Annotated in this window: 24 protein-coding genes; 15 read left to right on the top strand and 9 right to left on the bottom strand. The window is 49.6% G+C overall.

Annotated elements, in window-relative coordinates; all coding sequences use genetic code 11:
- Window positions 1–366 precede the first annotated feature (366 nt).
- Complete coding sequence (locus JW883_14255) at window positions 367–801, bottom strand: type II toxin-antitoxin system VapC family toxin (protein ID MBN1843430.1); 435 nt, start codon at window positions 799–801, stop codon at window positions 367–369.
- Window positions 802–1,032, bottom strand: a complete 231-nt coding sequence (locus JW883_14250; protein ID MBN1843429.1) for a type II toxin-antitoxin system prevent-host-death family antitoxin — start codon at window positions 1,030–1,032, stop codon at window positions 802–804. It lies immediately after the preceding gene.
- A gap of 663 nt (window positions 1,033–1,695) precedes the next feature.
- On the opposite strand from JW883_14250, the gene JW883_14245 reads away from it, so the two are divergent.
- Window positions 1,696–2,289, top strand: coding sequence for a DUF2914 domain-containing protein (locus JW883_14245; protein MBN1843428.1), 594 nt, complete (start codon window positions 1,696–1,698; stop codon window positions 2,287–2,289).
- Window positions 2,290–2,313: 24 nt separating this feature from the next.
- Here JW883_14245 and JW883_14240 read toward each other — a convergent pair whose 3' ends face one another.
- From JW883_14240 to der, 5 genes are all read right to left on the bottom strand, one after another.
- Window positions 2,314–3,183: a hypothetical protein gene (locus JW883_14240; GenBank protein ID MBN1843427.1), complete on the bottom strand. Its 870-nt coding sequence runs from the start codon at window positions 3,181–3,183 to the stop codon at window positions 2,314–2,316.
- A 293-nt stretch (window positions 3,184–3,476) separates the two neighbouring features.
- Complete coding sequence (locus tag JW883_14235; GenBank protein ID MBN1843426.1) at window positions 3,477–4,568, bottom strand: mechanosensitive ion channel family protein; 1,092 nt, start codon at window positions 4,566–4,568, stop codon at window positions 3,477–3,479.
- Window positions 4,569–4,626: 58 nt separating this feature from the next.
- A complete protein-coding gene (locus tag JW883_14230; protein MBN1843425.1) occupies window positions 4,627–5,361 on the bottom strand; it encodes an alpha/beta hydrolase in 735 nt (244 codons plus the stop codon).
- 133 nt (window positions 5,362–5,494) lie between these two features.
- Window positions 5,495–6,859, bottom strand: coding sequence for a replication-associated recombination protein A (locus JW883_14225; GenBank protein ID MBN1843424.1), 1,365 nt, complete (start codon window positions 6,857–6,859; stop codon window positions 5,495–5,497).
- Window positions 6,860–6,956: 97 nt separating this feature from the next.
- Window positions 6,957–8,270: a ribosome biogenesis GTPase Der gene (gene der, locus JW883_14220; GenBank protein MBN1843423.1), complete on the bottom strand. Its 1,314-nt coding sequence runs from the start codon at window positions 8,268–8,270 to the stop codon at window positions 6,957–6,959.
- Window positions 8,271–9,056: 786 nt separating this feature from the next.
- Between der and JW883_14215 the strand changes: the two genes are divergently transcribed.
- The 3 genes from JW883_14215 to JW883_14205 are packed head-to-tail and all read left to right on the top strand — an operon-like array spanning window position 9,057 to window position 10,967.
- Window positions 9,057–9,878 carry a C_GCAxxG_C_C family protein gene (locus JW883_14215; protein MBN1843422.1) on the top strand — a complete coding sequence of 274 codons (822 nt, stop codon included), beginning with the start codon at window positions 9,057–9,059 and terminating at the stop codon, window positions 9,876–9,878.
- A gap of 10 nt (window positions 9,879–9,888) precedes the next feature.
- Window positions 9,889–10,581 (top strand): hypothetical protein, encoded by a 693-nt coding sequence (locus tag JW883_14210; protein ID MBN1843421.1) that lies wholly within the window; start codon window positions 9,889–9,891, stop codon window positions 10,579–10,581.
- 44 nt (window positions 10,582–10,625) lie between these two features.
- Window positions 10,626–10,967, top strand: a complete 342-nt coding sequence (locus JW883_14205; GenBank protein MBN1843420.1) for a hypothetical protein — start codon at window positions 10,626–10,628, stop codon at window positions 10,965–10,967.
- Between the two features lie 15 nt (window positions 10,968–10,982).
- Here the strand turns inward: JW883_14205 and JW883_14200 are convergent, their stop codons facing one another.
- Window positions 10,983–11,759 carry an NAD-dependent deacylase gene (locus JW883_14200; protein ID MBN1843419.1) on the bottom strand — a complete coding sequence of 259 codons (777 nt, stop codon included), beginning with the start codon at window positions 11,757–11,759 and terminating at the stop codon, window positions 10,983–10,985.
- Window positions 11,760–12,360: 601 nt separating this feature from the next.
- Between JW883_14200 and JW883_14195 the strand changes: the two genes are divergently transcribed.
- The 9 genes from JW883_14195 to JW883_14155 all read left to right on the top strand — a co-directional run bounded on the left by JW883_14195 (window position 12,361) and on the right by JW883_14155 (window position 21,632).
- Entirely contained in the window at window positions 12,361–12,852 is a 492-nt protein-coding gene (locus tag JW883_14195; GenBank protein MBN1843418.1) for a MarR family transcriptional regulator, read from the top strand.
- Between the two features lie 290 nt (window positions 12,853–13,142).
- Window positions 13,143–13,823, top strand: coding sequence for a hypothetical protein (locus tag JW883_14190; protein MBN1843417.1), 681 nt, complete (start codon window positions 13,143–13,145; stop codon window positions 13,821–13,823).
- 52 nt (window positions 13,824–13,875) lie between these two features.
- Complete coding sequence (locus JW883_14185; protein MBN1843416.1) at window positions 13,876–15,339, top strand: trimethylamine methyltransferase family protein; 1,464 nt, start codon at window positions 13,876–13,878, stop codon at window positions 15,337–15,339.
- Window positions 15,340–15,356: 17 nt separating this feature from the next.
- Complete coding sequence (locus tag JW883_14180; protein ID MBN1843415.1) at window positions 15,357–16,151, top strand: dihydropteroate synthase; 795 nt, start codon at window positions 15,357–15,359, stop codon at window positions 16,149–16,151.
- A 22-nt stretch (window positions 16,152–16,173) separates the two neighbouring features.
- The gene (locus tag JW883_14175) at window positions 16,174–16,857 is read left to right on the top strand and encodes a corrinoid protein (protein ID MBN1843414.1); all 684 of its coding nucleotides are present in this window, start codon (window positions 16,174–16,176) and stop codon (window positions 16,855–16,857) included.
- A gap of 62 nt (window positions 16,858–16,919) precedes the next feature.
- The gene (locus JW883_14170; GenBank protein MBN1843413.1) at window positions 16,920–18,134 is read left to right on the top strand and encodes a trimethylamine methyltransferase family protein; all 1,215 of its coding nucleotides are present in this window, start codon (window positions 16,920–16,922) and stop codon (window positions 18,132–18,134) included.
- Between the two features lie 30 nt (window positions 18,135–18,164).
- Entirely contained in the window at window positions 18,165–19,646 is a 1,482-nt protein-coding gene (locus JW883_14165; protein MBN1843412.1) for a hypothetical protein, read from the top strand.
- 95 nt (window positions 19,647–19,741) lie between these two features.
- Entirely contained in the window at window positions 19,742–20,920 is a 1,179-nt protein-coding gene (locus tag JW883_14160; GenBank protein ID MBN1843411.1) for a trimethylamine methyltransferase family protein, read from the top strand.
- A gap of 52 nt (window positions 20,921–20,972) precedes the next feature.
- Window positions 20,973–21,632 carry a methyltransferase domain-containing protein gene (locus JW883_14155; protein MBN1843410.1) on the top strand — a complete coding sequence of 220 codons (660 nt, stop codon included), beginning with the start codon at window positions 20,973–20,975 and terminating at the stop codon, window positions 21,630–21,632.
- A gap of 203 nt (window positions 21,633–21,835) precedes the next feature.
- Here the strand turns inward: JW883_14155 and aroF are convergent, their stop codons facing one another.
- Window positions 21,836–23,713 (bottom strand): 3-deoxy-7-phosphoheptulonate synthase, encoded by a 1,878-nt coding sequence (gene aroF, locus JW883_14150; protein ID MBN1843409.1) that lies wholly within the window; start codon window positions 23,711–23,713, stop codon window positions 21,836–21,838.
- A 540-nt stretch (window positions 23,714–24,253) separates the two neighbouring features.
- On the opposite strand from aroF, the gene trpE reads away from it, so the two are divergent.
- Entirely contained in the window at window positions 24,254–25,720 is a 1,467-nt protein-coding gene (gene trpE / locus JW883_14145; protein ID MBN1843408.1) for an anthranilate synthase component I, read from the top strand.
- A 31-nt stretch (window positions 25,721–25,751) separates the two neighbouring features.
- Complete coding sequence (locus JW883_14140; protein ID MBN1843407.1) at window positions 25,752–26,315, top strand: aminodeoxychorismate/anthranilate synthase component II; 564 nt, start codon at window positions 25,752–25,754, stop codon at window positions 26,313–26,315.
- Window positions 26,316–26,403 lie beyond the last annotated feature (88 nt).

Raw genomic sequence — 26,403 nt, 5'->3', positions numbered from 1 at the left:
TGCCTTATCTTGATCCTTTGTCCCAGTTCTTCGTAGCCTGGACTTCTGGCCATGACAAAGTTCCTTTCTGTTTTGCCTTCTACCAACAAGACGAAGAGTGCAATACGGAAAGACTTGATCGCCTCCTCCTAGACAGCAAAAATCCTGCCAAAAAAAATTGAAAGTGCCAATTTTCGACATCTGGATTCCAAACAATTGAGGATTTTGTTGCGAGATGTACACTTGAAAGTGTGGGTCAACAACGTCCCCCTCGCGTCCCCCGGTCCATGAGCACCTCATTATCGGGGACAATACATATTTCAGTTTTGCAGATCACGGCCACATCGCTGAGATGAACCGTGAATATGAGGCGGCGCATAGACAAGATTAGATTCGGTCAATTTTTAGTTCGGCAAGAAAAGCGAGATTGGACTGTCTGTCGTCGAAAGTGATAAACCTGTCTGCTTTCATTGACAAGGCTGAGGCAACATGGAGAATATCCAATGATCTTACCCCAGTTTTTCGGGTGTGTTGTTTTGACAGATCGAGGGCGTAGCTAAATATTTCGGTCCAATTCAGTTGGGGGCGATAGTATATTCCTTTTCTTTGGTGTTTATCGAATCTTGACAAGATCAGTGCGACCTCCTTTTCTGTGATTTCAGCCCTGAATCGCTTCAAGTAGACAGCATTGTTGAACTCCAGTTCATGAAAACTGGTCAAAGGGATAGCTTCATCGTTGTTCCTAAGCCAATTTGATGCGTCTAGAGAATATTGTTCTCTAAAATAGAGTTTGACGATCACGCTGGTATCAACGTAAAGCACCTAGAATCTACCCTCCCTGCCTTCAATAACTATCTCACTGGCAGGTTTGCCCTTCAGTTCAACAGCTTCAGCATAGAAGTCAGGCCAGTCAATCTGATTCCTAGGGCCTAACGCTATGATTCTGGCTACCGGTTTTCCTCTTTTTGTAACGGTAACCTCTTCTCCGGCGGTTATGTCTCTGAGCACCCGGGCAAAATTTTTTTGGATTTCACCAACTGTTGCAGTCTTCACACTAACCACCCCCTTGCATTTACGCACATTATATACGTATTCGGAGATGTGTCAAGACTAAAGCAACCCCGCCCCTCCACACCTCGCAAAAAAATAAAGACTGACGGCTTCGTAAATCCCGCCGAGGCGGGACTCAGTTTCCAGCGGCACCCTGTCTTCAATGCACTGTTAGCCCATCTTTTTGCCAACGCGCCGATTTTTACCCAACTATGGTCTGCCCAAGAAGTGCCGGCAGTCGTAGCAGCTAACAATAGAATGACAAACAGACCGATCAAGCGTAATGGAATAATCATTGTTTTCCTTATCCAAGGCTCATTGCAACAAGAATCATCCCAGAAAATTGCAGATGTATAATCACATCTAATTTCAGACAATCGCAGATTTTATTGCTGGACTGGCAAGCGGCATCCTGGAAGGAGTTGATGCATACACACACAGTTTGTCAAAATGTTGACGGTAGTTGAGGGAACAAAGGCATGATTGATATCGCATGGAAGAAAAAGCCTTCGCCGAGTTATTGATACTTGCGCGGATTGAAAAAACTTGGATACACATGGGGTGCCTGAAGCATTCCTGTGCCAATGTGCCACCAATGGCCTGTCATTTGCATAAACAAGTGGCGTGCAGATGCTTAAGCTTGACAACGAAGACAGGAGGTGTGCTATGAGTACGCGATACTGCCCCAAATGCTCTAATGAATGGTTTGGCATAATGCGCAAAGGCAACCGATGCCCTGTTTGTGGTTCACCCACACAGCGATCACGGCCCCCAAAAGTCCCCGTGGACGAAAACACTATCCGGCTTTCAGACGCAGGCGCTGAGGTCGGGACCAAGGAGATCAAGCCCATGAAAGCATCCTTGTCTGTTGTTGCAGCTCTGGTAATGGCGGTTTGTATTTTTCAAACATCGATGATTCAGGCCCAGGAGGCTGTTTCGCTGGAAGTCACAGATGCCGCGATCTGCGAAGACGTCGTCGATCGGGCGCCAGTAAACGCTGGCACGACTTTCAATGCATCCGTTGGCAAGCTCTACTGTTTTACCAGAATTACAGGGGCTCTGGAACCAACCACTGTCACTCATGTCTGGTATTTCGGAGAGATGCAGCGGGCCGGGGTTGTTCTGGCCGCAGGCAGCGCCAATTGGAGAACCAAGAGCTCAAAAATAATCCAGCCTCACGAGTGGGGACCATGGCATGTGGATGTGCTCGGACCTGACGGCGAATTGCTGTCTACGATTCCTTTCGAGATCAAGCCCTGAATAGTGTCCCTGTGACGCAAAGAGCTATTCCGCGATGTCTTGTTCTATGATCGTGCCCGGCGCCGGGGTTTTACTTCTCTTGCCGGTCAGGTTGAGTTCTTTTTCCATCCACAAGACATCGCCCTTTAGGGATTGTATTTGCTGTCGCAATAGAGACATTCCTGCCCGCTGCTCCTTAAAGAGGTTGTCTAATTGCTCTTTATCTAACCCGTCCTCTGACAGGCGACTGATGTCCAATTCCTGTTTGCGAGCTTCGTTGCGTATCACCTCAATGACTTGAAGGACCTCGGCCAATTCCTTTTTCTGCTTCACCAGGTCGTCTCGGAAGGCCGAAAGCGTAGCGGTCCCTTCGTCGAGCTTTTCCCCCAGCTCCTTCACTGACTTCTCAACAGACGCCTTCTGCGCTGCCATCTCTTTTCGCAATGCTGAAAAGCCACCGGTGACCTCTGCAGAACGTTTTTTGCCGGTTCGTTCAAAGGCCTCTTTGTCAACTTTCGATGTGACGAGTTTTCTAATCTCCCGTTGGTCTTTTTCCAGATTTTCCTGGATGGAAACTGAGGATTTTTCCAGGGTCGATAGCCTATCCGCCAGAGATGTCAGGTTTCCAACCACATCCTCAGACAATGCTTGCACCTGACTTGATCCTGTGCTTTGGAACTGGTTGAGCTTTTCCCTGATGTCCAGATAGGCAAAGACAAAGATCGCGCAAAGAAGACACGGAATCAGTATGAACAGCATGGTCATTCGATTACTCAGCCTCTGAACATCTGAGCTGCGCTCCAGATCACGCATGTCATCCCTATGAAAGAGATCAGGATCTTCCTCATCCATTTCCAACTCTTTTTCTAAAGAGATCTGATCTGCTGAATCTTCATCTTTTGGAAACTTGCTCATTGTACCTCCTAAGCCGTGCGAGCCCGGAAATCCGAAGCACGTGCCGTTCTCAAGGCGTCAGCCGCAAATTCGTGCTGTCTTCAAGACGTCAGCCGCAAATCCGAAACAAATCCAAATGGCCAAAGCTCAAATTTCCGAAACAGAAGCATATCTGTGTGAAGTTTCAGATAGATAGCGACATAGAGACTGGAACGCTTTTTGTATTCGAATTTCGATATTCGGATTTTAGGGGCTCGCACCTCCCTCTGGTTTGAGAAAACTCGATCGACTTTGACGTTGCCACGGGGGCACTCTTAACTTGGCTGCATGATTGTGATATCCCGTTTGGGGTATGGGATTTCTATCCCTTCTTTGTCAAAGACCTCCTTAACCTTGTCCGTCATATAGGATATCGTATCCATCCGTTTTCGGGCATCCCTGATCCAGACCCGCAGCTCAAGATCAACCGATGATTCCCCGAATTGCCTTACCACAACCTTGGGCGGGGGCTCCTTCTGGACCCATTCCGCGGTCTTTGCCACGTCCACTATGACGGACTTGGCCTTGTTGATATCTGTATCGTATGAAACACCGATGGGAATCCGGACACGGATATCCGTTGAGATTGTCGTATAGTTTATGATGTCGCGCGTCATTATCTCATTGTTGGGAATGATAATGACGATGTTGTCTGTGGTTTTGATCTTTGTGGCCCGAAGGCCTATATCGATCACGTCTCCCCATGAAGCTGAGTTTTTCGGCGCAGACCACACTTCGATCCGGTCACCGACCTCAAAGGGCCTGTCCATGATGAGCAAGACTCCTGCTATAAGATTCGACAAGGTATCCTTGGCTGCAAAACCGATTGCTATTCCTGCCACGCCAGCGCCTGCCACAAAAGGAACCACATTAATGCCAAGCACATCAAGGGCCAGCAGGACCGCAACGGCAAATATGATAACACCTGAGAATTTGTTCAAAAGATCAAAGACGATGTCGTCGACCTTGCTTTCGGTCTTCTTGATGAGGTTTTGTTCAAGATACCTGAGCAAGAGCAGGGTGAAGTCTTTGACCGGCATAGCTAGAAGGATAATGAGGGCCGCGTAGAAGATCTTCTCCAACATGGGTATCTTAAATAGATTTAACATATATATGCCGATGACAAAGACCAGGGTATACCAGACGGCCTTTTGGATAAGGCCAAATATCTCTTCATGATGACGGACAAATTCATATTTCTGCGCCCTTGTTCGAACCCTTTTCAGCACGCGTTTGAAAAATGCCCAAACCAAGACCGCGCCTAATAACACAAGGGCGGCTTTGGCGAGAACAGGCCAAAGAACTGCCCATTTTGAGAGAATACCGGCCTCTATCTGTTCATAAGCATGTTTTAGATAATCCAACATCTGCTCTACCTCCGCAGGCAATAGCGACAATGGTTAAACCATAACAAAACCCCGAGTGTTACTTGTCAGCAAAAAACGCCATCACCCTTTCATTAAATACTCCAGCATATTCCTCGCCGTGTACCCAATGCCGGGCCCCCTTGACAAGCCAGAGTTCTGAGCCATCAATCCCATCGGCGATCCTTTGGGCATGGCCTGTGTCTGCATATTCGTCTTCGGTTCCCTGAACAACTAAGGCCGGGCATTTTATCTGAGACATCATATTTTCAATGGAAAATGGTTTGAAGTCAACGCTGAGCCATCGATCAAACCAGGCCCTTTGACTGCGAATTTGAGGTGTTTCCTCAAGCCCCTTGCGTTGAATACGGTTCTCAAAGATGCGCCTGGTTCTAAGAAGCCCCTCGGATGTCTTTTCATCCACGTATATGTGTCCTCCCGCACAAACCATTGCTCTTGTTCTTTCAGGAAACCGGGCTGCAAAGATCAGGGCAATTGTTCCCCCGTCACTGAATGCACAAAAAAAGACGGGGGCTGTCAACCCAAGAACATCCAGGAAGGCAACCAGATCTTCTATATCCTCTTCATAGAAATTACATGAAAAGGCATATCGCGGCGTAGAATCTCCATACCCGCGCCTGTTATACGCAATCACGCGATATTTTGTAGCAAAGTAATCAATACAGGTGCCCCATTCTTGTATACTCCCCGTGCCGCCGTGCAGCAGGATCAACGGCACGCCTTTTCCCTTCTCCACATATTCAAGCATCCCGCTTGGTATTGAAAGTTTTGACATGGGTTGCATTTCTTTTAACCGAAGTCGAATATACTGGAATCCCAAAAAGACAATTGCCACGAAGACACGAAAAAACGAAGACACGAAAAAAAGTGCTTGTCTTTATGAATTCCTCCCAGAAAATACACGGATTTCAGAAATAATGGACTCCTTTTTCTAAATCCTTGAGCATCGAATCTCGAAGTCTGCGCCATTTTTCGAGTCTTTCTTTGATTATTTTCTCGTAACCTCTGTCTGTGGGTGTGTAAAAGACCTGCCCGCCTAGTTTTTCCGGCAAATATGTTTGTGGTACATAGGCGTCTTGGAAATTGTGGGCATACTTGTAGCCTTTGCCGTAGCCAAGATCCTTCATCATCTTTGTTGGCGCGTTTCTTATATGGAGGGGCGCCGGAAGTGAACCCGTATCCCCGATGGTCTGTTTCACTTTGCCGTAGCCGGCATAAAGGGCGTTGCTTTTTGGAGCCGTGGCAAGATAAACAGCAGCCTGGGCCAGGGCAAGATCTCCCTCGGGGAGGCCAACAAATTGAAAGGCCTGCAAGGCGGAAACGGCCACAGAGAGCGCCCTGGGATCGGCATTTCCCACATCTTCAGAGGCGAATCTTACCATACGGCGAGCCACATAGAGAGGGTCCTCACCTGCAATGAGCATGCGACCCAACCAGTACAGGGCCGCGTCCGGATCGCTTCCGCGCAGGCTCTTATGAAAGGCGGAAATAAGGTTGTAGTGCTCTTCGCCGGTCTTATCATAGCGCAGCGCCTTTTTTTGAAGCACAGTCTCCACAACGGCCCGGGTGATTTTTCTTTGACTGACATCTTTTTCCTGAACCAGAGATGCAGCCGACTCGAGGTTATTCAGGGCAACACGGGCGTCGCCGTCGGCTGTCCAGACTATGTGATCAAGGGCGTCCGGCTCCACCCCCAAGGAGAACTCGCCCAGGCCATTCTCTTCATCGCTCAAGGCACGTTTCAGGATGGATGACAGGGCTTCATCTGTAAACGGCTTGAGCAACATAACCCGTGCTCTGGACAGAAGTGGAGCGATCACCTCAAATGACGGGTTTTCCGTAGTGGCCCCTATGAGTGTAATGAGCCCGCTTTCCACGTGGGGCAAGAAGGCATCCTGCTGGGCCTTGTTAAATCGATGGAGTTCATCAACAAAGAGTAGGGTCTTTTTCTGATGGTAGCGGCGCGACGTTTTTGCCTTCTCGACAACTTCCCGTATCTCTTTAACTCCGGAGAGCACGGCTGAAAACGTCTCAAAGTCGGACTTTGTCTCGCGGGCCATGATCCGGGCAAGAGTTGTCTTGCCGGAGCCGGGTGGCCCCCAGAAAATGACTGAAAACAGCCGGTCTTCCTCAATAGCATTACGAAGGAGGCTCTCCTTGCCGAGCAGGTGTTCCTGCCCCACAAAGGCTTCAAGATTCTGGGGCCGCATCCTCTCTGCCAAGGGACGAGCTGTTTTTTCTATCTCTTTTTCAATTTGATCAAATAGGTCCATGGTCGGAATGTGGGATCTGATGCCGGATACCGGATGCCTGATGGTCAAGGCCGATCTTGCACGCGGAACTTGGCATTCTGCATCCTTCCCCATGCCTTCATTTTTTTTCTCTCTTTCGAAATATGAGCCGGATGGAAGTCTTGTCCAGCCCCAGGGCTTCTCTAAGCTCGTTTATCATGTATCGCTCGTAAGAAAAATGAATGCCCTCTGGATAATTCACAAAGCAGACAAATGTGGGTGGGGCCGCAGACGTCTGCGTGCTATAGTAAAACTTCACGCGTCTTCCACGATAGATCGAAGGTTCGTTTCGAGAAACTATAGTCTTAACTATCCTGTTTAGCGGCCCGGTGCTCACCCTTGTGGCATATTGTTGATACACGGCGTCGACCAAGTCAAAGATCTGAAATGTCCGCTGGCCCGTGAGGGCTGAAATGGTCGACACAGGGGCAAAGCTCATGAACTTGAGTCGGTCTTTGACCTTTTGCACATATTGCGCGGCCGTTGCGGAATCCTTTTTCACCAAATCCCACTTATTTAAGAGAACAATACAAGCTCGTCCCCTTTCGCATGCATATCCTGCAATGCGCACATCCTGGTCGGTAACCCCACTGACTGCATCCATCATGACCAATGCAATATGGCACCGACCCAGGCTTTTTAGGGCTTTAATGATGGAAAATTTCTCAATCTTCTTTTTGACCTGTTTCTTTCTGCGGATTCCGGCAGTGTCAATCAGAACGTATTCCTTATCATTCACCTTACAAATGCTGTCAACGGCATCGCGAGTCGTGCCGGGCACTTCACTCACCACAAGGCGCTCATCTCCCAAGAGACGATTGATCAGGGAAGATTTTCCCACATTGGGTCTCCCGATAACTGCCAGCCTGATACGGTCGGATGCTGTTTCGGGCGCTGTCTGAGGCAAAACGCCGATCAAGGCATCCATGAAATCCCCCATCCCATATCGGTGTTCGGCAGAGATAGGATAGAGGGGTTCTATGCCCAGAACGGAAAAATCAGCCATGAGTGATTCATGTCTTGGCCCATCAATCTTGTTGACGCCATAAAAGACAGGTGTGCTTGATTGACGCAGCCGCTGAACAAGGTCCACATCCACGGGGGTTACGCCTTCGCGTCCGTCCAAAAGCATGATGATGGCATCAGCTTCCTCCATTGCTTGTATTACCTGGTATTTGACCAGAGGCGCGAATTGTTCTGACTCAAATTCAGAAAAACCTCCGGTATCCACCACAGTGAAAGAAACTTCGTCCCACTGGGCATCTCCGTAAATCCGGTCCCTGGTAACTCCGGGGAAATCATCCACAAGAGCCTTGCGCGACCGCGTCATGCGGTTAAAGAGCGTTGACTTGCCCACATTGGGTCGCCCTATGATGGCAACAATCGGCTTCATTGGATGTTACAATATCTGAATTCGGCTTGAAGGGCAAGACAGGTCAAGAATATGGCTGACCTTAACCTTACAACGACACTTACCGTCGACACCAAATTCTGGATTCTGTCATGCCGGACTTGATCCGGCATCCAGAAGTCTAGCTGTGATCATGAACTAAAATAGCCATATTCCAGATTGTTCTGACTGGATTCCGGCTTTCGCCGGAATGACGGAGTGGTAAACGTCGTTGTAGGGTTAAGTAGTATGCTGCCTTCCGCCTGTTTCCACACACTTCCTGGAATATATTTCTAGAACTTGCCACACTCGGCCTTGACCAGGTATTTCCAGTATGACCAGCTTGACCTTACTCACTGTCCACGTCTAAGCATCTAGAAATACAGGCAAACAAGACATAGGTCCTTTTGCTCGTTGATTCGGGACGGTTTTTGCTATATGGAAATATAATATTAAGTTGTTTCCGGCATTGGAAACCAATTGGCACATGGGCTAAGGGCTGGGTGAGAAATAACTTGGCATTTTGGCATCTCAGCTTCAGGCCATTTTCGGCCGATCTTCATTCGCAAAATCCTCGAAAGAGCTTGCTATTCCTGTGGTTTTGCTCAATCAGATCAGCCAAATCTAACCCAAATCTGAGCGCCAATTCTACCAAGTTATTTCTGACCCAGCCCTAAATCTATGGCAGAATTCAGAACACAAAAGGCCTTTTCCGAAGCCATAAGATACGTCTTCGGTGGAGCTACCTGAGCCCAAGCCGTCCTTCTGGCAATCCAGCGGTTTCTGGATTTGGAAGACAGGAAGATACTAAAGGCAGCTACTGGACTGGGTGGTGGTATCGGACACGAGGGAGATACCTGCGGCGCCCTTACTGGAGGGGTCTTATCTTTAGGTTTATATCACCGGGATAATGACTGCAACCGCCTATGGCCTAACTGTATTGAGTATTACCGAAGATTCAACACACGCTTTGGTAGCACCAAATGCAGGGATATTACCGGCATAAAATTCAAGGAAGGCTATGACATCAGGCGGTTTTTGCTGAAAGGAATGAAATGCCTCAGAGTTGTCTACACCTCAATAGAATCTGTCTTTGACATTATTGAGATGGCTGAGAGGAGATCCCCTTCAGAAGGTGCATATCGGGTAAGGCCTCCTTTTGACACAAAGAAGTTTCATTGTGCCAGCGCTGTCCTGTCACACATTGAATCCCGGCTCGACCTTAATCTAAGTCCCATTTCAAGAATTGCCCGGGGATTATCCGGGGGTATCGCATTCCAGGGCGATATTTGTGGTGCTTTCATGGGTGGAGTCTTGGCGCTGGGCATAGTGTATGGAACGGAGCTGCGTAGGACACAGCATGGCAGGCTCTTTAGAGTAGGGCTGGTGGCCATGAAAGAAGGAAGCAGGGTTTTTCAAAATGAGCATCTTCATCCGTCTTTTAAGACCAGCCTGCGTGTGGGCAGGCTCTACAAGAAATTCGTATCGCAATTTGGCAGCGCGGATTGTGTTGATATTTTGGGTAAAGCTTCCCGGTCGAAAAACATGGACTTTTGTGAAGAACTTGCCCAGAGTACCGCTCAATCAGCATTGGATTTCATAGATATTTAGGAGATTGCTTATGCCGGGGAAGGCCGAAACACCGGACCAGGATACGTACCTCATATCCTTCACAAGGATTATGGCCGTATTTATGGCCTTGCTTTTTCCATCCGTCAACAGGCTGTTTGGGAAAAAGGGGATTAAGGCTATCCAATTGGTTATGTATCACATAGGCGTTGATCGAGCCCTCATCCTGAAAGAGGCTTTAGGCACTGATGTAGACGATGCCCGGAGTCTAGGCCGTATCCTGGATTTCGATGATGGCCTTGGCGGTGTGAAGGGCGTCTGGACCATGGAGACCAAGGGGAAAGCCATTAAGGTCGTGAGCACATGCCCCATGGCCCATATATTAGCGCGCTGTCCTGAGATATGCAGGACCATTATTGCTGCCATGGAGGCAGGCACCTTCCATCGTTTGAATCCTAATATCAAGGTTCCAGAAATTCCCAGACTGATTTCTGAAGGTAGTGATTGCTGCGTGGGAACCATTGAACTCTCTTACCTTGATAAACACACGGCAAGCGAGAGATCCCCTGAGGCCACCGGGACCAGCAACCATCCCCCTACTCCAGCTATTCCTATTCCAGGATTAAACAAAAAGCTGGCTTTCCAGGCACTCAAAAGTCTTGGCACGGCATTCATGAGGTTACTAAGATATGGAACAAAACAAGAAATGGCCTGGTATGATTTTTTCAAATATCGGGAAGATTAGGAACATCCGTCTTGTCTCCACAATGTTTACTTTGAGGCAGCCAGGTGAAAATGTCAGAAAGAGACATAAAAGAAGATATCAGAAAGGCTGTTTATGATCTTATTTGGCAGACCGCCCATCTCTACAAGGATGCGCCCGGTGGAAAACTTGCGTGTCCACAACGTTCGAAATTGGAAAGATACGTGGAGACCAAGATTATGACCTTTGATTTCATGTTAGACAACGCAAACAATGAATCTGAATTCAAGGAAGTCATTGAAGATTTCTTGAAAGATTTGGAAGACAATTTTCATTCGTTTGTATATGAGGGGGGAAAGCACCTTTCGTTTTATCAAGAGAGAAAAAGGGATTGCCTTGAGGTAATATCAAGATACATCCATGACTGAATTTGGTCAAAATGACTACTTTTGCCTCATGAGGTTTTCCACCTCATTGACCAGCTTGGCCATAATCTCTCCCGCCTTTGCTTGAAGAAAGATATCCGTAACCGATGACGTGAGAAGAGTCGGCTCCACATTGATCTCGATGATGCTGGCGCCAGCCTTCTTGGCCACCACAGGAATAGTATTGGCAGGCGCTATCTGGGCAGACGTGCCAATGACCAGAAGTGATCCGCAGGAGGAAGCAAGATCATAGGACTCATGAAGTGCGCGAGGAGGGATGGCCTCTCCAAAGAAAATGACATCCGGCTTGAGTACCTTGCCGCAAGCACATGTGGGGGGCACCTTGTCGCCGATTTCATCCAGTCCGTATTGACGCTGGCACCGGAGGCAGGAAAGTGTCTTGGAGTTCCCGTGGTATTCAATGACGCGGGTGAAACCGCCTTCTTGATGGAGGTTGTCGATGTTCTGGGTAATAACGGTATGAAGGAGTCCCATCTGCTCGAGCCGACCCAACCCTTTGTGGGCGGGGTTTGGCTTTGCCCGCCTGACCACATCCTCCATCTCCGCGAGCATTTGCCAGACCTTTTCCGGATTGGCCCGGAAAGCCGAGATGGTGGCGTATTCCATGAAATCGTAGCGCTCCCAAAGCCCGCCGGCGCTTCTAAAATCCGGTATGCCCGATTCAACGGAAATACCTGCACCAGTCAGGGCCAGGTTCAACTGCGACTGGTATAGGATCTCTGCTGCCCTTCTGATCTCACCTTGTAGGTTTGTAGAAATACTCTCACGTATCATGCTTGACCTGCCACCCGTTGCCCTATGGAATTAGTATCGTTATCAAGTGCTCTAACGTATGCATCATATTCACAGATTATCCGGGGCAGGCTTGCTCCTATGCATTCTCTGCCTGCTATTGATCATAGTCTCTGCTCAATATGCTGTCAATTTCAGGAATCGAGATTTCGGACAGGCTCTTGAATAGCATGAGGTACCTCCGAAAGGGCTGTGGATCACCGAGGGACTTACCGAAGAATATATTCGGCGAGAGAGCCCGAGCACGAGCGTTGGGGCCATTTTAGGACCTCTGGAGGGACCCCGGTAGAATATAGCTTCGCATTCAACGGGGCAGGCAATACAGGACTACTCCATACCGATGGGCTAATTGGGGCCGGCCCCTGCCCGCCGTCTTTTTGGCGGGATCGAATCTTGTAACGTGGATAAATGCAATTTTTTGCTTGACATCAGTGCTATAGAATATCCCCATTCCCACATTTAATACCAACCACATTTAATACCAACCTCAAAAATTGTGTTGCCCAGCAGGTCTGCTCGTGTTAAGAAAGATTTCCTTGTTGGAATATTTCAATTCAAATCTTTGTACAAAGGACAGACTGCAATGTCAAGCCACGTCCAAACGCCTTCGCGAGCGACCGATTTCGAGGCTCCGCACGATCTTGTCAAAGAGATCATCTACGAAATCCGTAGACTCTTGCAGTCGAGAGAACTCTACACAAAGGAGCTGAACAAAAAATATCAAGTGAGCGCCCCCCAACTCAACTGCGTCCTTGCCCTTTACGAATACGGCCCTTTGCCTCCTTCGCAAATCGCCAAGTACATTATGGTAAAGTCCAGCACGGTCACCGGCATCATTGACCGTCTGGAACAAAAAGGACTCGTGATAAGATTAAGGAAGTCCCCGGATCGCCGTGTGATTACTATCGAGCTCACAGAGGCCGGGAAGAGGCTCGCCGATAACGCCCCACCCCCTATCCAACAGAAGATCATCGATGGGCTTAAGAGGCTCCCCCAAGGCGAAATAGAGGAGATCGTTCGGGGCCTCACAAAGCTCACCCACATGCTCGAAGTTCAGGATTTGGAAGTCGAGTAGTCCACACTGGACAGCCTCCCGACAAACATTGGAAAACCCGAACATTGATGAAGGAAATAACTTTCATTAGTTCAACTGGTTATCTCGTCAAATGACGTGGCCGCGAGTTGTGCCTTGACAAACTAGAATTCCTCTGGTATACGATTTCAACTCAAATAATTTGATTTAGTACTATATTAGAATACTTTATCATAATAAGAATAATGCCAGAACAAGATTTCTCGCTTCGCTCGAAATGACAAATTTTGGAAAGGTTTTTGTGAAACACTCTACTAATCCAAGGGAAAACAATGGGACCGATGGTAATTAATCCAAGCGTACAACGGTACGAATTGTCCAGGCTTTTTGGTGGTGCAGGACGTCAGAGCTTTTCGTGTTCCCTCAACGCAAAACTGGAGTGCTGCGAGGAAACATTAGATACACTGCTCGAACCACGCTTGCACTATCGAATCGAGAAAATTGATAACGTTGGCAGTGGATCTGTTGCTATCCAAGGGGGCACAACCTTTAGAAGCCCAAAGCTTTCACGAGCGCTCAGAGATTCGGATGAAATCATCTGCTTTGTAGCTACTGTAGGAAGCCGGATTGAAGACGAGATTGTTGGTCTCATGGCCGCAAATTGCCTCTCCGAGGCCTATGTCCTGGATGCCATGGCCTCCATAGCTGTTGAGAATATGGTTGAACAGTTTCACGAACGCAAGAAAGCCAAATTCGCCACGGAAAGCAAGTCGACTACCCTGCGCTTTAGTCCAGGTTATTGCGATTGGCCTGTGACAGATCAGAAAAAGCTCTTCGCCTTGTTCGATTCAGAGTTTACCGGGGTTGAGCTGCTCGATTCCTGCCTCATGCTGCCACGCAAGTCGATTTCAGGTCTCTTCGGAATATCGCACACTGAGCCTCCCCAAAACTCCCCTCCTTACAATCCCTGCCTGGACTGTAGAAAAACAGATTGCATAGCAAGAAGGAGATAGCAAACAGCAGGGCCCAAAAAGCCGTTTTGAACCGACCACTGAAGGACAGATGATGAAAGTGAGAAAAGGATTGCCTGGGGGGCATTACAAGCCTCTGACCGGTGAAGACATTCAGAAAATACATGAAACAAGCCTCAAGGTCTTTGACGAGGTTGGCGTGCAGGTGAACTCCTCTGCGGCCAGAGATCTCTTCCTCGGTGCAGGAGCCGACGTAGATGAAAACAGCCACGTGGTCAAGGTTCCTCCGAGTCTGGTGGAGGAACTAATCCATAAAGCCCCCCCTATTATTCGTCTTTGCGGTCGCTCGCAGACCAGGGATCTCGATTGCGAGATCGGCGGCAAAAATGTGTATTTGGGCACTGGCGGCACTGCCTTGAACGTACTGGAGCCCGGAGCTCAGGATTCCCGGAGAGCAATCCTTGAAGATGTAGTGAACATGGCCCGCCTTGTGGAGGCCCTGGATAACATCCATTTCTACATGCTTAACGTGTACCCCAGTGATCTCCCTGTGGAGGATGTGGACGTAAATCGCTTTGGCGCAGCGTTGAACCACACCCAAAAACACGTGATGGGCGGAGTCTATACAATAGAAGGAGTCAGAGACGTCATCAAGATGGCGGAAATTATCGCGGGCTCTGCCCAGAAACTGAGAGAGCGGCCCTTTATCTCCATGGTGACCTGCGTCATCAGCCCCTTTGTGCTGGATGAAAGCTATGCCCAACTCACCATGGAGGCGGCTCGCAACCGAATCCCGGTGGTAGTGCCAACAGAACCCCTTTGCGGCGCAACAGCGCCCATTACGCTGGCCGGCAACCTTGTGGTGCAAAACGTGGACACCCTTTCAGGCGTCATGCTGGCCCAGCTTGCCAATCCCGGCGCCCCCACCCTGTACGGCTGTATCTCTTCCATCACCGATCTTCGGGACATGAAGTACCTTTCGGGCGCTGTGGAGATGGGATTGATGAACGCCGCTGCTGCCCAAATGGCCCAGTTCTACCTGCTTCCGTTTTATGCAACAGCAGGCATGTCCGATTCCAAGGTAAACGATGCACAGGCAGGGTACGAGTCAGCCATTACCAGCCTGATGGTTGCTTTAGCGGGAGGCAATTTCATCCATGACGCGGCAGGGTTTCTCGAGTTTTGCATGACCGCCTCGTACGACAAGCTGGTTATCGACAACGAGATCATCGGCATGATCATGCGGGCCGTGGAAGGCATCCAGGTCAATGAGGATACTCTGGCCTTCGATTTGATCAAAAAGACAGGGCCGGGAGGGCATTTTGTCTCTGCGCGCCACACGCGCCGGCACATGCGCTCTGAGCAATACGTTCCGCAACTAAGCGATCGCGAACAACGAACACAATGGCAGGCCGCCGGGGCAAACGACGCCGAGGCTCGCGCCTGCGAAACAGTCAAAGAGATTCTGAATAGGCCGAGGCAATCGGCTATTCCGTCAGAAGCAAGAAAACGGGTAGGGAGAGAAATTCCGGGATTGAGATCCTTTGTTATGCATTAAGCTTTGAGAAACCATCGGTGATCATAATTGGAGAAAAAATCAATGCCAGTCTGGCAGGCATCAAAGCCATCGTACTGGAACGGGATAGAGCCCGACTTTTAGACCTGGCAAGAACTCAGGCTGGTGCGGGAGCCGACTTCATTGATGTGAACGTTGGCACGGGGGTGGGATCCCGCGAGGACGAAATTTGCTCCATGCAATGGGCCATTGAGGCGATCCAAGAAAAAGTCGAGGTTCCTCTTTGCCTTGACAGCGCGGATCCCGCAGTGCTGGAAGCCGGGCTCAAGGCGCGAAATGGAAGACCTAGCCTCATCAATTCGACGAAGGCGGAGGAAAATAATTTGGAACAGGTGGTACCCTTGGCCCGCGAGTACGACACGCCTTTAGTCGGGCTGGCGATGGATAAGGCCGGCATCCCTAAGACTGTTGAAGGGCGTCTCCGCGCCTGCGAAAAGATCGCAGCCGCTTGTGAAAAGCAAGGGGTCTCCTCCGAGACATTATACTTGGATCCGCTGGTCATACCCGTCAGCACGGACATCAAACAGGGCATGGTGACGCTCAATACCATTGTGGAGATCAAGAAGCGGTTGCCTGCCGTCAAGACGGTCATGGGCCTTTCCAATGTCTCATATGGCCTGCCTGGCCGAACCGGGCTTAACGCAGCTTTTTTGCATATGGCCGTTTACGCTGGCCTGGATGCGGCTATTACGGACCCATTGGACAAGGCCTTGATGGGCGCGGTCAAGACAGGCGAGGTGTTGGTGGGCAAAGATCGGCATTGCCGACGCTACACCCGGGCTTTTCGAAAATGAGTGGAATTCGAGAGGAGCTATAATGGACACACAGCAACTTCTGGAGAAGGTGGCGTTCAATGTCATACAAGGAAGGGTTGTGGCTGAGGATGAGGGTTTCGATGAAGGCATAGAGGGCCAACCCGCGGTCACCGAACTTGTGGAAGAGGCCCTTGGGCAAGACATTGACCCCAAATCAATTGTCTTAGATGGTTTGACCCAAGCCATGGAGGTGGTGGGGGAAAGATTTGACCTGGGAACGTATCTCATCCCGGACATGCTTGCATCAGCCGAGTGTGTGGGAGCTGCCATGGACATCCTGAGTCCCCATCTCGTTGAGGCGGGCGTGGAAAGCAAAGGCAAGTTCATTATCGCTACCGTGGCCGGCGACCTCCACGACATCGGCAAAAACATTGTCTCCATCATGCTGAAAGGCGCAGGCTACGAAGTCGTAGATCTCGGCGCTGATGTGGCCACCGACCAGATTGTAGCAGCCGTAAGGGACCACCAGGCCCCTTTTCTGGGACTTTCAGCGCTTCTCACGACTACCATGCGGGTCATGGAAGATGTTATCGCGAAGCTCGAAATAGAGGGGCTTCGCGATACTGTGAAGGTGCTCATCGGCGGCGCCCCAACGTCCCAGGAATTTGCCGACCAGATTGGAGCCAATGCTTACTGCAAGGATGCCTTTGAGGCGATTGCTGTGCTGAAAGACGTCACAGGGTAAAGTAGGCTCCCCTGGTTCATTTGTCCCTTTTACCCAATAGACAATAAACTGGGAATGCATTTGTGAACCTCGAACAGATTCGAAAATCAAAGGCTTTGCTGGGCGAGCAGACCGTGGACATGCTTCTCAAGGTCCACGAGGATGCATTATGGATACTGGAAAATCTCGGTGTTGGCTGCAAACAGCCAGGGATTCAAGATGTCTTTCAACAATTTGAGGCGGAAGGGCTGGCAATCGTCTATGAAGGCCGTGTATTTGTTACCTCCGGATTGATTGAGCAGTGCCTCCGGACCGTTCCTGGTATGGGTGATTTCTTTGTGCCCATGAACAGCTTTTTCATAGGCGGCACAGCCCCATACGTATATGACGACAAGACCGGCCAGGGCGGAGGGCCTCCCACGGCCGACCACGTGGCTCAGATTGCCCGGATTGCTGAGCAGAATCAGGTCGTAGCGGGCATGGGAAGAGGCGTGAAGCTCAAGGACGAAGTCCAGCAAATGAACATCATGGCTGAGCATTGCACCAAGCCGATCTATTTTGCGGTGACCTCGGATGCGGCTCTGGCTGGCGCCAGAGAGCTGCATGAAAAAAGAAAGAACGTCATGGTCGTGTTTTGCCTTACCCGTTCGCCCCTTGAGGTAAACGAAAACTTTTCAGAGCACTTTGTTAAGGTTGTTAAGGCCGGGTTGCCTGTCTTTATTTCTGCCATGCCCATGGCTGGTATTAGCGCCCCTTTTTGCTATAACGGGGTCCTGGCCATGACCCATGCTGAAGTCCTTTTTGGTATCTGTGCCGCACAGTTACTGAATCCCGGAACAACCTGCATTCATGCCGGATTTCCGACTATTGCCGATCCAAGGATCGAATACAATCCCAATTATGGCCTGATCAGTCACAATTTCTTAAACATACTAATGACCCATCTGAATCTCATGTTGGATCTGCCCACATTCCAGAGCGCAGGCACCACTCATGAGGACCACCCCACAGAAAGGGCCTATGCTGATGCGAAAATGGGTCAGGCCCTGTGTCTGAAATACGGGTTCCATATGATCCGACATCCCTTTGCCTTCTTGCGTTATCTTATAGATTTTTCCTTTGCCAAACTGGAAAAGGCTATCCGGATCGCAGAGGAAGTCACCGCTGACGACGCCCCTGAGGTGGCGATGCCGGTTTATGACGATAGAGGCATGGAATCGATCAAACGCAACGGTTTGGGGATGTATATGGAAGATCCGCTCACAACAGCCAATCTTGGGAAAGTCTTTGTCACATAAACCCTAAAAACAGATTTGGAGGGTAGAAAAATGGCGAGTGTGGCCGGAATTATATCTCAACACGGCAAGATCAACGAGGACAGTACAAAGCAATTGGGGAGGATGCTGAAACTGATGCGTCATCGAGGCCCGGATAACAGCATTGTCCGCACGCTAAGCGATGATAGGGGAGCAGTGGGCGCCAACGAAGTGAACCTGACACCCCGCAGGACTTATTGTACGGCCCTTGAGCAACCCCCGTATATTCTCTTCAATGGAGAACTATTCAATGAAAGGTCCGAAGGCCAAAGTGATATAGAGCTTTTCAGACAGTACTATGAAAAGTATGAGAGGGATTGCTTTACACGCCTGGAAGGGAGTTTTTCTTGTGCTATTGTGGAAAAGGATGATGAAGTAATCTTGGCCCGTGATCATGTGGGCGCCAGGCCCCTGTTTTTCGGATCGGACAATAGCACATTCTTCTTCGGCACAGAGATGAAAGCGTTAGCAGAGCATGTACCATTCAATATCCAGGAGCTTGCTCCTGGGTGTTTGTACAGCACGAAGAAAGGGATAAAGGAGTTTGAGCCATTTAGTCCTGAGGTGCCTGAATTGGGGGACATCAAGGAAACTGCCGGCATTCTAAGAGAGCTTGTCATAGAAGCCGTAAGAAAGAGAATGGATGGTGTAGGAGGCATCTCCTTGAGCGGCGGCCTGGATAGCTCCATTGTTGCCATCATAGCCAAGGAGTTCAATCCTGATGTACACTTATTCACCGTTGCCATCGGAAAAGCTCCGGGGCCGGACCTGGAAAACGCGAAGTTAATGGCCGATTTTTTGGGCATGGAGCACCATATCTACAAGATTTCTGATACAGATATTACTGATTTTATTTCTCACGCTGTCTGGTACCTGGAGAGCTTTGATGAGGATTGCATATCCGGTATTATTTCCAATTACTATGTTTCCAGAATGGTGAAAGAATATACCGATAGTGTTCTTGTTGGTGAGGGGGCTGATGAATTGTTTGGGGGATATCGTATGGTCCTGAAAAGTCCTGAAGTGAAAAGCAATGAACAAAGAGAACGGCTTGCTCAGAAGTTACTCGACATTGCTTACAATACGGCACTGAGGCGGCTGGATCGGGGATGGATGGCTAATGCTGTAGATTATCAAACGCCTTATCTGGATGCAAAAGTGGTGGCGTTGAGCCAAAAGATTCCCATGGAATGGAAGATTTATGGAGAAAAGCAGGTTGAAAAGTATATCTTAAGAGAAGCATTCAGAGATATGCTCCCTGAAAAGATCGCCAATCGCGAAAAACTCAGATTTGCCATGGGTGTGGGCACGGATGACGTTATGGATGATCTAATCTCCGAAAAAATCGACCGCAGAGAGATAGAGCAAAGGCCAAAAGCGGCGTATGGCTTGCCGTTCGCTTCTTTCAAAGAGCTCTATTATTATGACGAGTTCTTGCGGCTTTTCCCACCTTCATATGAAAAACAGACCATTAGGTGGGACCCGTTTAAATAGGGGATTAGCTTTGGGGCGGCACTCCAGGAGAAGTCAAAAAACATTCGCTTTACGTATCCCTGGTGGCGTGTAACCGGTCAACGTGAGGGACTAAGATGGATCTTGAAGATAGTGACCTTTTGGAAAAGATACACAATGATTCCCTCCGGGTTTTGGAGGAGGTGGGAGTAAAGTGCTCCTCTTTGGAAATAAGGCAGATTCTTGAGGATACTGGTTTAGCCGCCTTTGATGAGACCACGGGGCATCTTCATATCCTTGCCCCTTTAGTACAACAGGCCATTAACACCGCGCCCAAAAGGGACCAGTACTGGATCAGTGATAACTCCTTCGGTGTCGGAGGAACGGCCCCCTTTGTCTATGATGATCAGACCGGCGAACTCGTGGATCCGACATTTGAACATCTTGCCAGAATAGCCAAGATCGTAAATGAGGCGGATGTGGTCCAATTCATGGCCAGGGGCGTCTTGATAAGAAATCAAGAAGTGAAGGTAATGGATACGATTATCGAAAACTGCGACAAACCCATCTACGTGGGCACGGTGACCGGTGAGGGGATCGCTCGGGCAAAGGAGATCCATGAGACCAGGGGCCACCTCACCGTACAGTTTTCCATTATCAACAGTCCGTTGAATGTGATCGAAAGTATGATCGATCCATTTCTCTCATGCGTACGCAAGGGCATCCCCATCTACGTATCCACCATGCCAATGGCCGGACTTTCCGGTCCTTATTCCATGTCCAGTCTCTTGACCCTGACTCATGCCGAAGCCCTGTTCGGAATTACCCTGACTCAACTGGTGAATCCGGGCCTCATGGTCGTCCATGCTGGGCTCCCCTCCATTGCCAACGTCCAGAAAAACTATGCTGTGGATCTGGGTCTTGTCTCACACAATATGGCAAACCTCCTTATGGAAAAGATCAACAAAAGGCTGGAAATTCCCTCCATTCAGACCGCGTGCACGACAAGCGAGGATAAGCCGAACAAAAAGGCCGAAGAAGATGCCGTTAAAGGCTTTGCCATGATGAAGAGATACGGGTTTCACCAGATGCGACACGCCTTTGGGTTCCTCAAGGAGCTGATCTCATTTTCGGTGGCTAAACTGGAAAGGCACATAGCGCTGTGCCGGGAGACAGGCCCTGAACAAGCCCCTGAATATGGCATTGAGGCCTATGACCCGGAGGGCTTCGAGGCGATTAAACGAAACGGCAGCCAGGCCAATTACATGCGAGATGATCACACCCTGAAAAATACTGGGAAATCCTTTCTGCATTAACTTTAAGAATAAAGAGACTATGCAAGATTTGAGTTAATGGGAAGTTCCAACTATGACCACACCTCTCAAAGACAAATATGAACTTGAAGTCATTCCCATCGCTATAGGCGGCAAAAAGCTTGATCTTTTTGGGGTAGCGAACTGGGACGTGTTCATCAAGAACCTTGAAGAGCAGGGGGAGGAATATATCAGGAAGTTCCCGTTCTGGGTCAAAATTTGGGAAGCATCCTTAGTATTGGCTGATCACTTGATCCGCATTGGTTTAGGAAAGGAAAAGGACATACTCGAAATTGGTGCGGGGATGGGGGTTACAGGCCTATTCCTTGGAGCCTTCGGCTACAAGATCACAGTCACCGAATATGAAGAGGATGCCCTTGAACTGCTGCGCATGAACGTAGAACACAATGGCCTTGATACCGTCACCGTAAAGAAACTAGATTGGAATGACCCGCATCTGACGGAGACATATGATGTGATCTGCGGCTCGGAATTGATCTTCAACGTCACGTTCATAGAACCGATCATTAAGCTGTTTCGAAAATATCTTCGCCCCGAGGGCACCGTTTTTCTGGCCCATGACGTACGCCGCAGGTGTATGCTCCAGTTCATCGAAATGATTCATGGAAAGTATGAAATTGAAAATGTGCCAAAAACGATGAAGAGGGATGACGAGGTTCACAAAGTATTCATCCACGCACTGCGGCTGAAATAGGAGGTAAGTACTCAACCGCTGCCAGTGTGTCATCCTTAGATCTGCTATGGCCATGATATCACCCTCCCCACGACAGCGTCAGTCCCAAAAGCGTTAGGTTTGCGACTGATGTATTAAACCGCTTCGCAGTAGCCCATTCTGCACATGCCGTAAACTTGAACGCTACATTCAGCCGCATTCCCAGAGGGCGACATTGGGATACATTAGTAGCTCCCCAGTATCCTGAGATAGTCCGTCTTTTCCTCAAGAGCGCTGAGTATGGGTTTGAACGAGTCTGACTCAACATCTGCCTCAAGGTCTACATAGAACATGTACTCCCATGGTTTCCCAGGGATTGGGCGCGATTCCAGCTTCACCAGATTGATGCCCTGGTCGGCAAACACCTTTAATGTTTCATAGAGAGCCCCCGGGCGGTTGCCCGTTGAGTAGATGAGAGAAGACTTGTGCCGTGGCCCGTTTTCAAGTTGCTGGGCGCCTATTATCACGAATCTGGTGTAGTTTCTCGGATTTGTCTCAATCCCCTCTTCAATGACCTCCATCCCGTGAAGGCCGGCTGCCTCCTTACCGGCAATGGCAGCATCGGTCGGACTTCCCGCCTCTTTAATGCGTTTGACGGCCGTGGCCGTGTCTTTTGCTGAAACAAGCTCCCAGTCTTGATGGCGGTCCAGAAACTGTCGACATTGCTGGAAGACCTGGGGGTGTGAAAGGACTCGCTTAATGGTTTCTATCTTGGCGTCTGGATGGCCAATCAGGTTGTGCACAATGCGAAGTGTGATCTCTCCGATAATTCTCAAATCATATTCGAGAAGGAGATCGTAGTTTTCGTGTATGCTGCCGGCTAGAGAATTTTCCAATGGCACCACACCGAACTTGGTCTCACCATTCTTGATTGCGTCAAAAATGGCCCTGAATGAAGACATAGGCACAGCAGTTAGCTTTGTCCCAAAATACTGCATGCAGGCCTTGTGGCTGAATGTCCCAATCTCTCCCAAGAAGGCAGCGTTTTTGCTCCCTCCCCCTTTGGTTTTACCCAGGTGATCCACGGCGGTGGCTTTATCAAGATAGCCAAAATCAAGCTGCTTCCCTACTACCGGCGCAATCACATAAATGTTACGCATCAGCCGCCCGAACTGCTTTGGATAAAGACTCTGGTCGCCATCAGAAAGCGCCCTGTCCGGGTCATGGTGCACCTCAATCATCAAGCCATCTGCCCCTGCGGCAATGGCAGCTCGTGCCATGGGACTGACCTTTTCGCGGATGCCGGTGGCATGGCTCGGATCGATGATCACCGGAAGATGGGTGAGCTGTTTGATCACTGGAATGGCGGACAGGTCAAGGGTGTTTCTCGTATACGGTTCAAAGGTGCGAATGCCGCGTTCGCAAAGGATAACGTGGTTATTACCCTCAGAAAGTATGTATTCGGCTGACATGAGCCATTCCTCAATAGTGGCCGATAGCCCCCGCTTTAAGACAACCGGCTTTCCTAGGCGCCCCAGGCACTTCAAAAGCTCGAAGTTTTGCATGTTTCGAGCCCCAACCTGCACAACATCCACGTACTTCATCATCATGTCCGCTTGGGCAGGTGACGTAATCTCGGTAACAACCCTTAGACCAACTTCCTCCCGAACCTCGGCAAGAATCTTGAGACCCTCTTCTCCCAGGCCCTGGAAGGAATAGGGTGAGCTTCTCGGCTTGAAGGCCCCGCCACGAAACAGGACAGCTCCATACTTTCTGACCTCGCGGGCAATAGTGAGGGCTTGATCCCTGCTTTCAACCGCACATGGGCCGGCAATGACCACGATGCGCTCCCCGCCAACCGCTACGTCTCCCACGTCGACCACAGTGTCTTCAGGATGCATCTGCCGGCTTACCAGCTTGAAAGACGTGGAAATAGGCACTAATTTTGCTACTCCTGGAAGTTGCTGAAAAAAACCAGGATCGTGACCAGCATTGCCGGTAGCCCCTATGACACATTGTCCTGCCTCTGACATCTGACGGACAATGCACCCACCCTGGCGGAGTATCCTTAGGATGCGGTTCTTTTGCTCTTGTGTGATGCTGTTTTCCAAAACGAGAATCATGGCTAAACCTCCCAAAGAAAAAAGCCCCGAGAATCTTGTTTCTCGGGGCTTCAGGCAACAAAAAAACCCCGAGCAGACCGCTTCGGTCCACCCGGGGTGCTTAACTTTTTGGGTTAGACATCCAGGTGGACGCTTCTAAAAGCAAAAAAGAAGCGCCAAAAGACAAACACTCTCGGATTGTCCAGATTGTTAGTCGTCAATATTTTTTCTCTCCCAGACATTTATTTACTAATACGCCAGTGCATCCCTGCTGTCAAGCATTGTTTTTGACACCGTCTAAGATTTTTGTTGACAATAAGGCCAATGGTTGGTATTTTAATAAAAATTTTGAAAAAAGGAAATCTTTTCAGACTTTGAAAGAAGAGATGAGACATAACTGGTGGTGGTGCGGCACAGCACTTGGAGTGTGCCTGCCCATTTAGCTTTGACACAGGTCTAAGCCAAAGCCGTGAGCCACTTCAAGGCCCACGGCTTTTTTTGTCTCTTTCTAAGGCCGTGGGGTGCTGCAACCTACGGCTTTTTTTGTGAATGGAAGAAGAAATGCACCCTAAAAAAGATGAGTTTATGAGACTGGCTCAAACGTCAAACCTGATTCCGGTCTATCGAGAGATCCTTGCCGACACGGAAACACCCATCAGTGTGTTCAGAAAGCTTGACACCGGCCCTTATAACTTCCTGCTCGAAAGCGTGGAAGGAGGCGAAAGATGGGGTCGTTACAGTTTTATGGGGATCGATCCCATCTTCACGTTCAAGAGCAGGGGCAACCTTGCAAGCATCGAGATAAAAAATGAATCTAAAGAGCAAACCGTCAAAGACCCTCTTCGTTTGCTTGAAACACTCCTTGCCGCATACAGGCCGGCTCCGGTAGAAGGCCTCCCCCGTTTTTTTGGCGGAGCCGTTGGCTACATCGGATACGAGGTAGTGTCTTTTTTCGAGCCCATTCCGGACTACCTTTCTGATGAGATCAGCGTTCCGGACACCTGGTTCATGGTTCCGCGAACAGTGCTGATTTTCGACAACCTGAAACAATCCATCAAGGTGGTTGCCAATGTTCATGTGGCCACGGAGGCCGATCCCGCAGCCTGTTATAATGAGGCCGTAAACCATATCGATTCGATCATTGACCAGCTAAAGCAACCTCCACCCGTGGAAACCGAACATCGAGAAACGTCTATGTCTGGCCCCATCCAACAGAAGATCCCCCGGGCACAGTTCGAATCCATGGTATCCAAAGCAAAAGAATATATCCGCCAGGGAGAGATTATTCAAGTCGTGCTGTCCCAAGGTTTTGAGACAGACACGGCAGCAGAGCCTTTTGACGTATACCGGGCGCTGCGTCGAATCAATCCTTCGCCCTATCTCTTTTACCTGCAATTTGAGGACACCGCTCTCCTTGGCTCTTCCCCGGAGGTGATGGTCCGACTCGAGGGAAAGCGCGTTACATTGCGACCCATTGCAGGCACAAGGCCTCGTGGTCAGAGCGAGGCTGATGACAAAAGGCTTGAAGCCGAACTTCTGGCTGATCCCAAGGAAAGAGCTGAACACGTCATGCTGGTCGATCTGGCAAGAAACGATGTTGGCCGTGTGGCAGAATACGGAACGGTTAAAATCACGGACCTTATGGTCGTGGAACATTACTCTCACGTGATGCATATCGTCTCAAACGTTGAAGGAATTCTAAAAAACGGGGTGAACGCCTTTGACGTGCTGCGGGCGTCCTTTCCAGCAGGTACGGTCTCAGGTGCGCCAAAGGTGCGTGCCATGGAGATCATTCATGAACTCGAGCCCTGTCGCCGCGGTCCTTATGCTGGCGCAGTAGGATATTTCTCTTTTGATGGCAACATGGACGTTGGCATCACCATTCGCACCATCTTTATGAAGAATGAAAAGGCCTTTGTCCAGGCAGGGGCCGGCATTGTTGCTGACTCAGTGCCCAGCACGGAATATGAGGAGACCGTGCATAAGGCCAGGGCGCTTTTTGAGGCCATAAGACTGACGGCTTCGTAAAAAGTGAGGGCTGAAGGAATGGACCAGAGCTATGATACTCATTATCGATAACTACGATTCATTTACCTACAACCTCGTTCAGGCCTTCGGGGGTTTTGGGGAGACCATGCAGGTCTTTAGAAACGATGAGATCTCTCTTGAACAGTTTGGAGGGCTCAGACCGGACAGGCTCGTCATATCTCCTGGGCCAGGAGTGCCTGCCACGGCAGGGGTTACGCTTTCGGCAATTCGCTATTTTGCAGAAAGAGTTCCCATCCTGGGGGTATGCCTCGGACATCAAGCCATTGCCGAGGCCTTTGGGGGCAAGGTGGTGCCAGCCGACCGTCTGATGCACGGCAAGGTCTCTCGCATCTATCACGACGGTAAAAAATGTTACAAGGGTGTCCAGCGACCCTTTGAGGCAACCCGTTACCACTCTTTAGTGGTAGACCGTGCCAGCTTGCCCGGGTGTTTGGAAATCGTTTCTGAGACGGAGCAGGGCGAGATCATGGGAATCAGGCACAAGGAACTTCCCATTGAAGGGGTGCAGTTTCACCCCGAATCGTTCCTAACCCAGGAGGGTGAAAAGATCTTGCTCAATTTTTTGCGACAGTGATCCCTAACGTTGCAAAAGCCGAGGGTGCTGCAGATGCAAGGCGTCAAGGGTGAGGCTGTAGTCGTTTACGCCGATCCCTTGACAACGC

The organism is Deltaproteobacteria bacterium (genome assembly GCA_016930875.1).
GTDB lineage: Bacteria > Desulfobacterota > Desulfobacteria > Desulfobacterales.
This window is presented reverse-complemented; position numbering and strand designations above follow the sequence as displayed.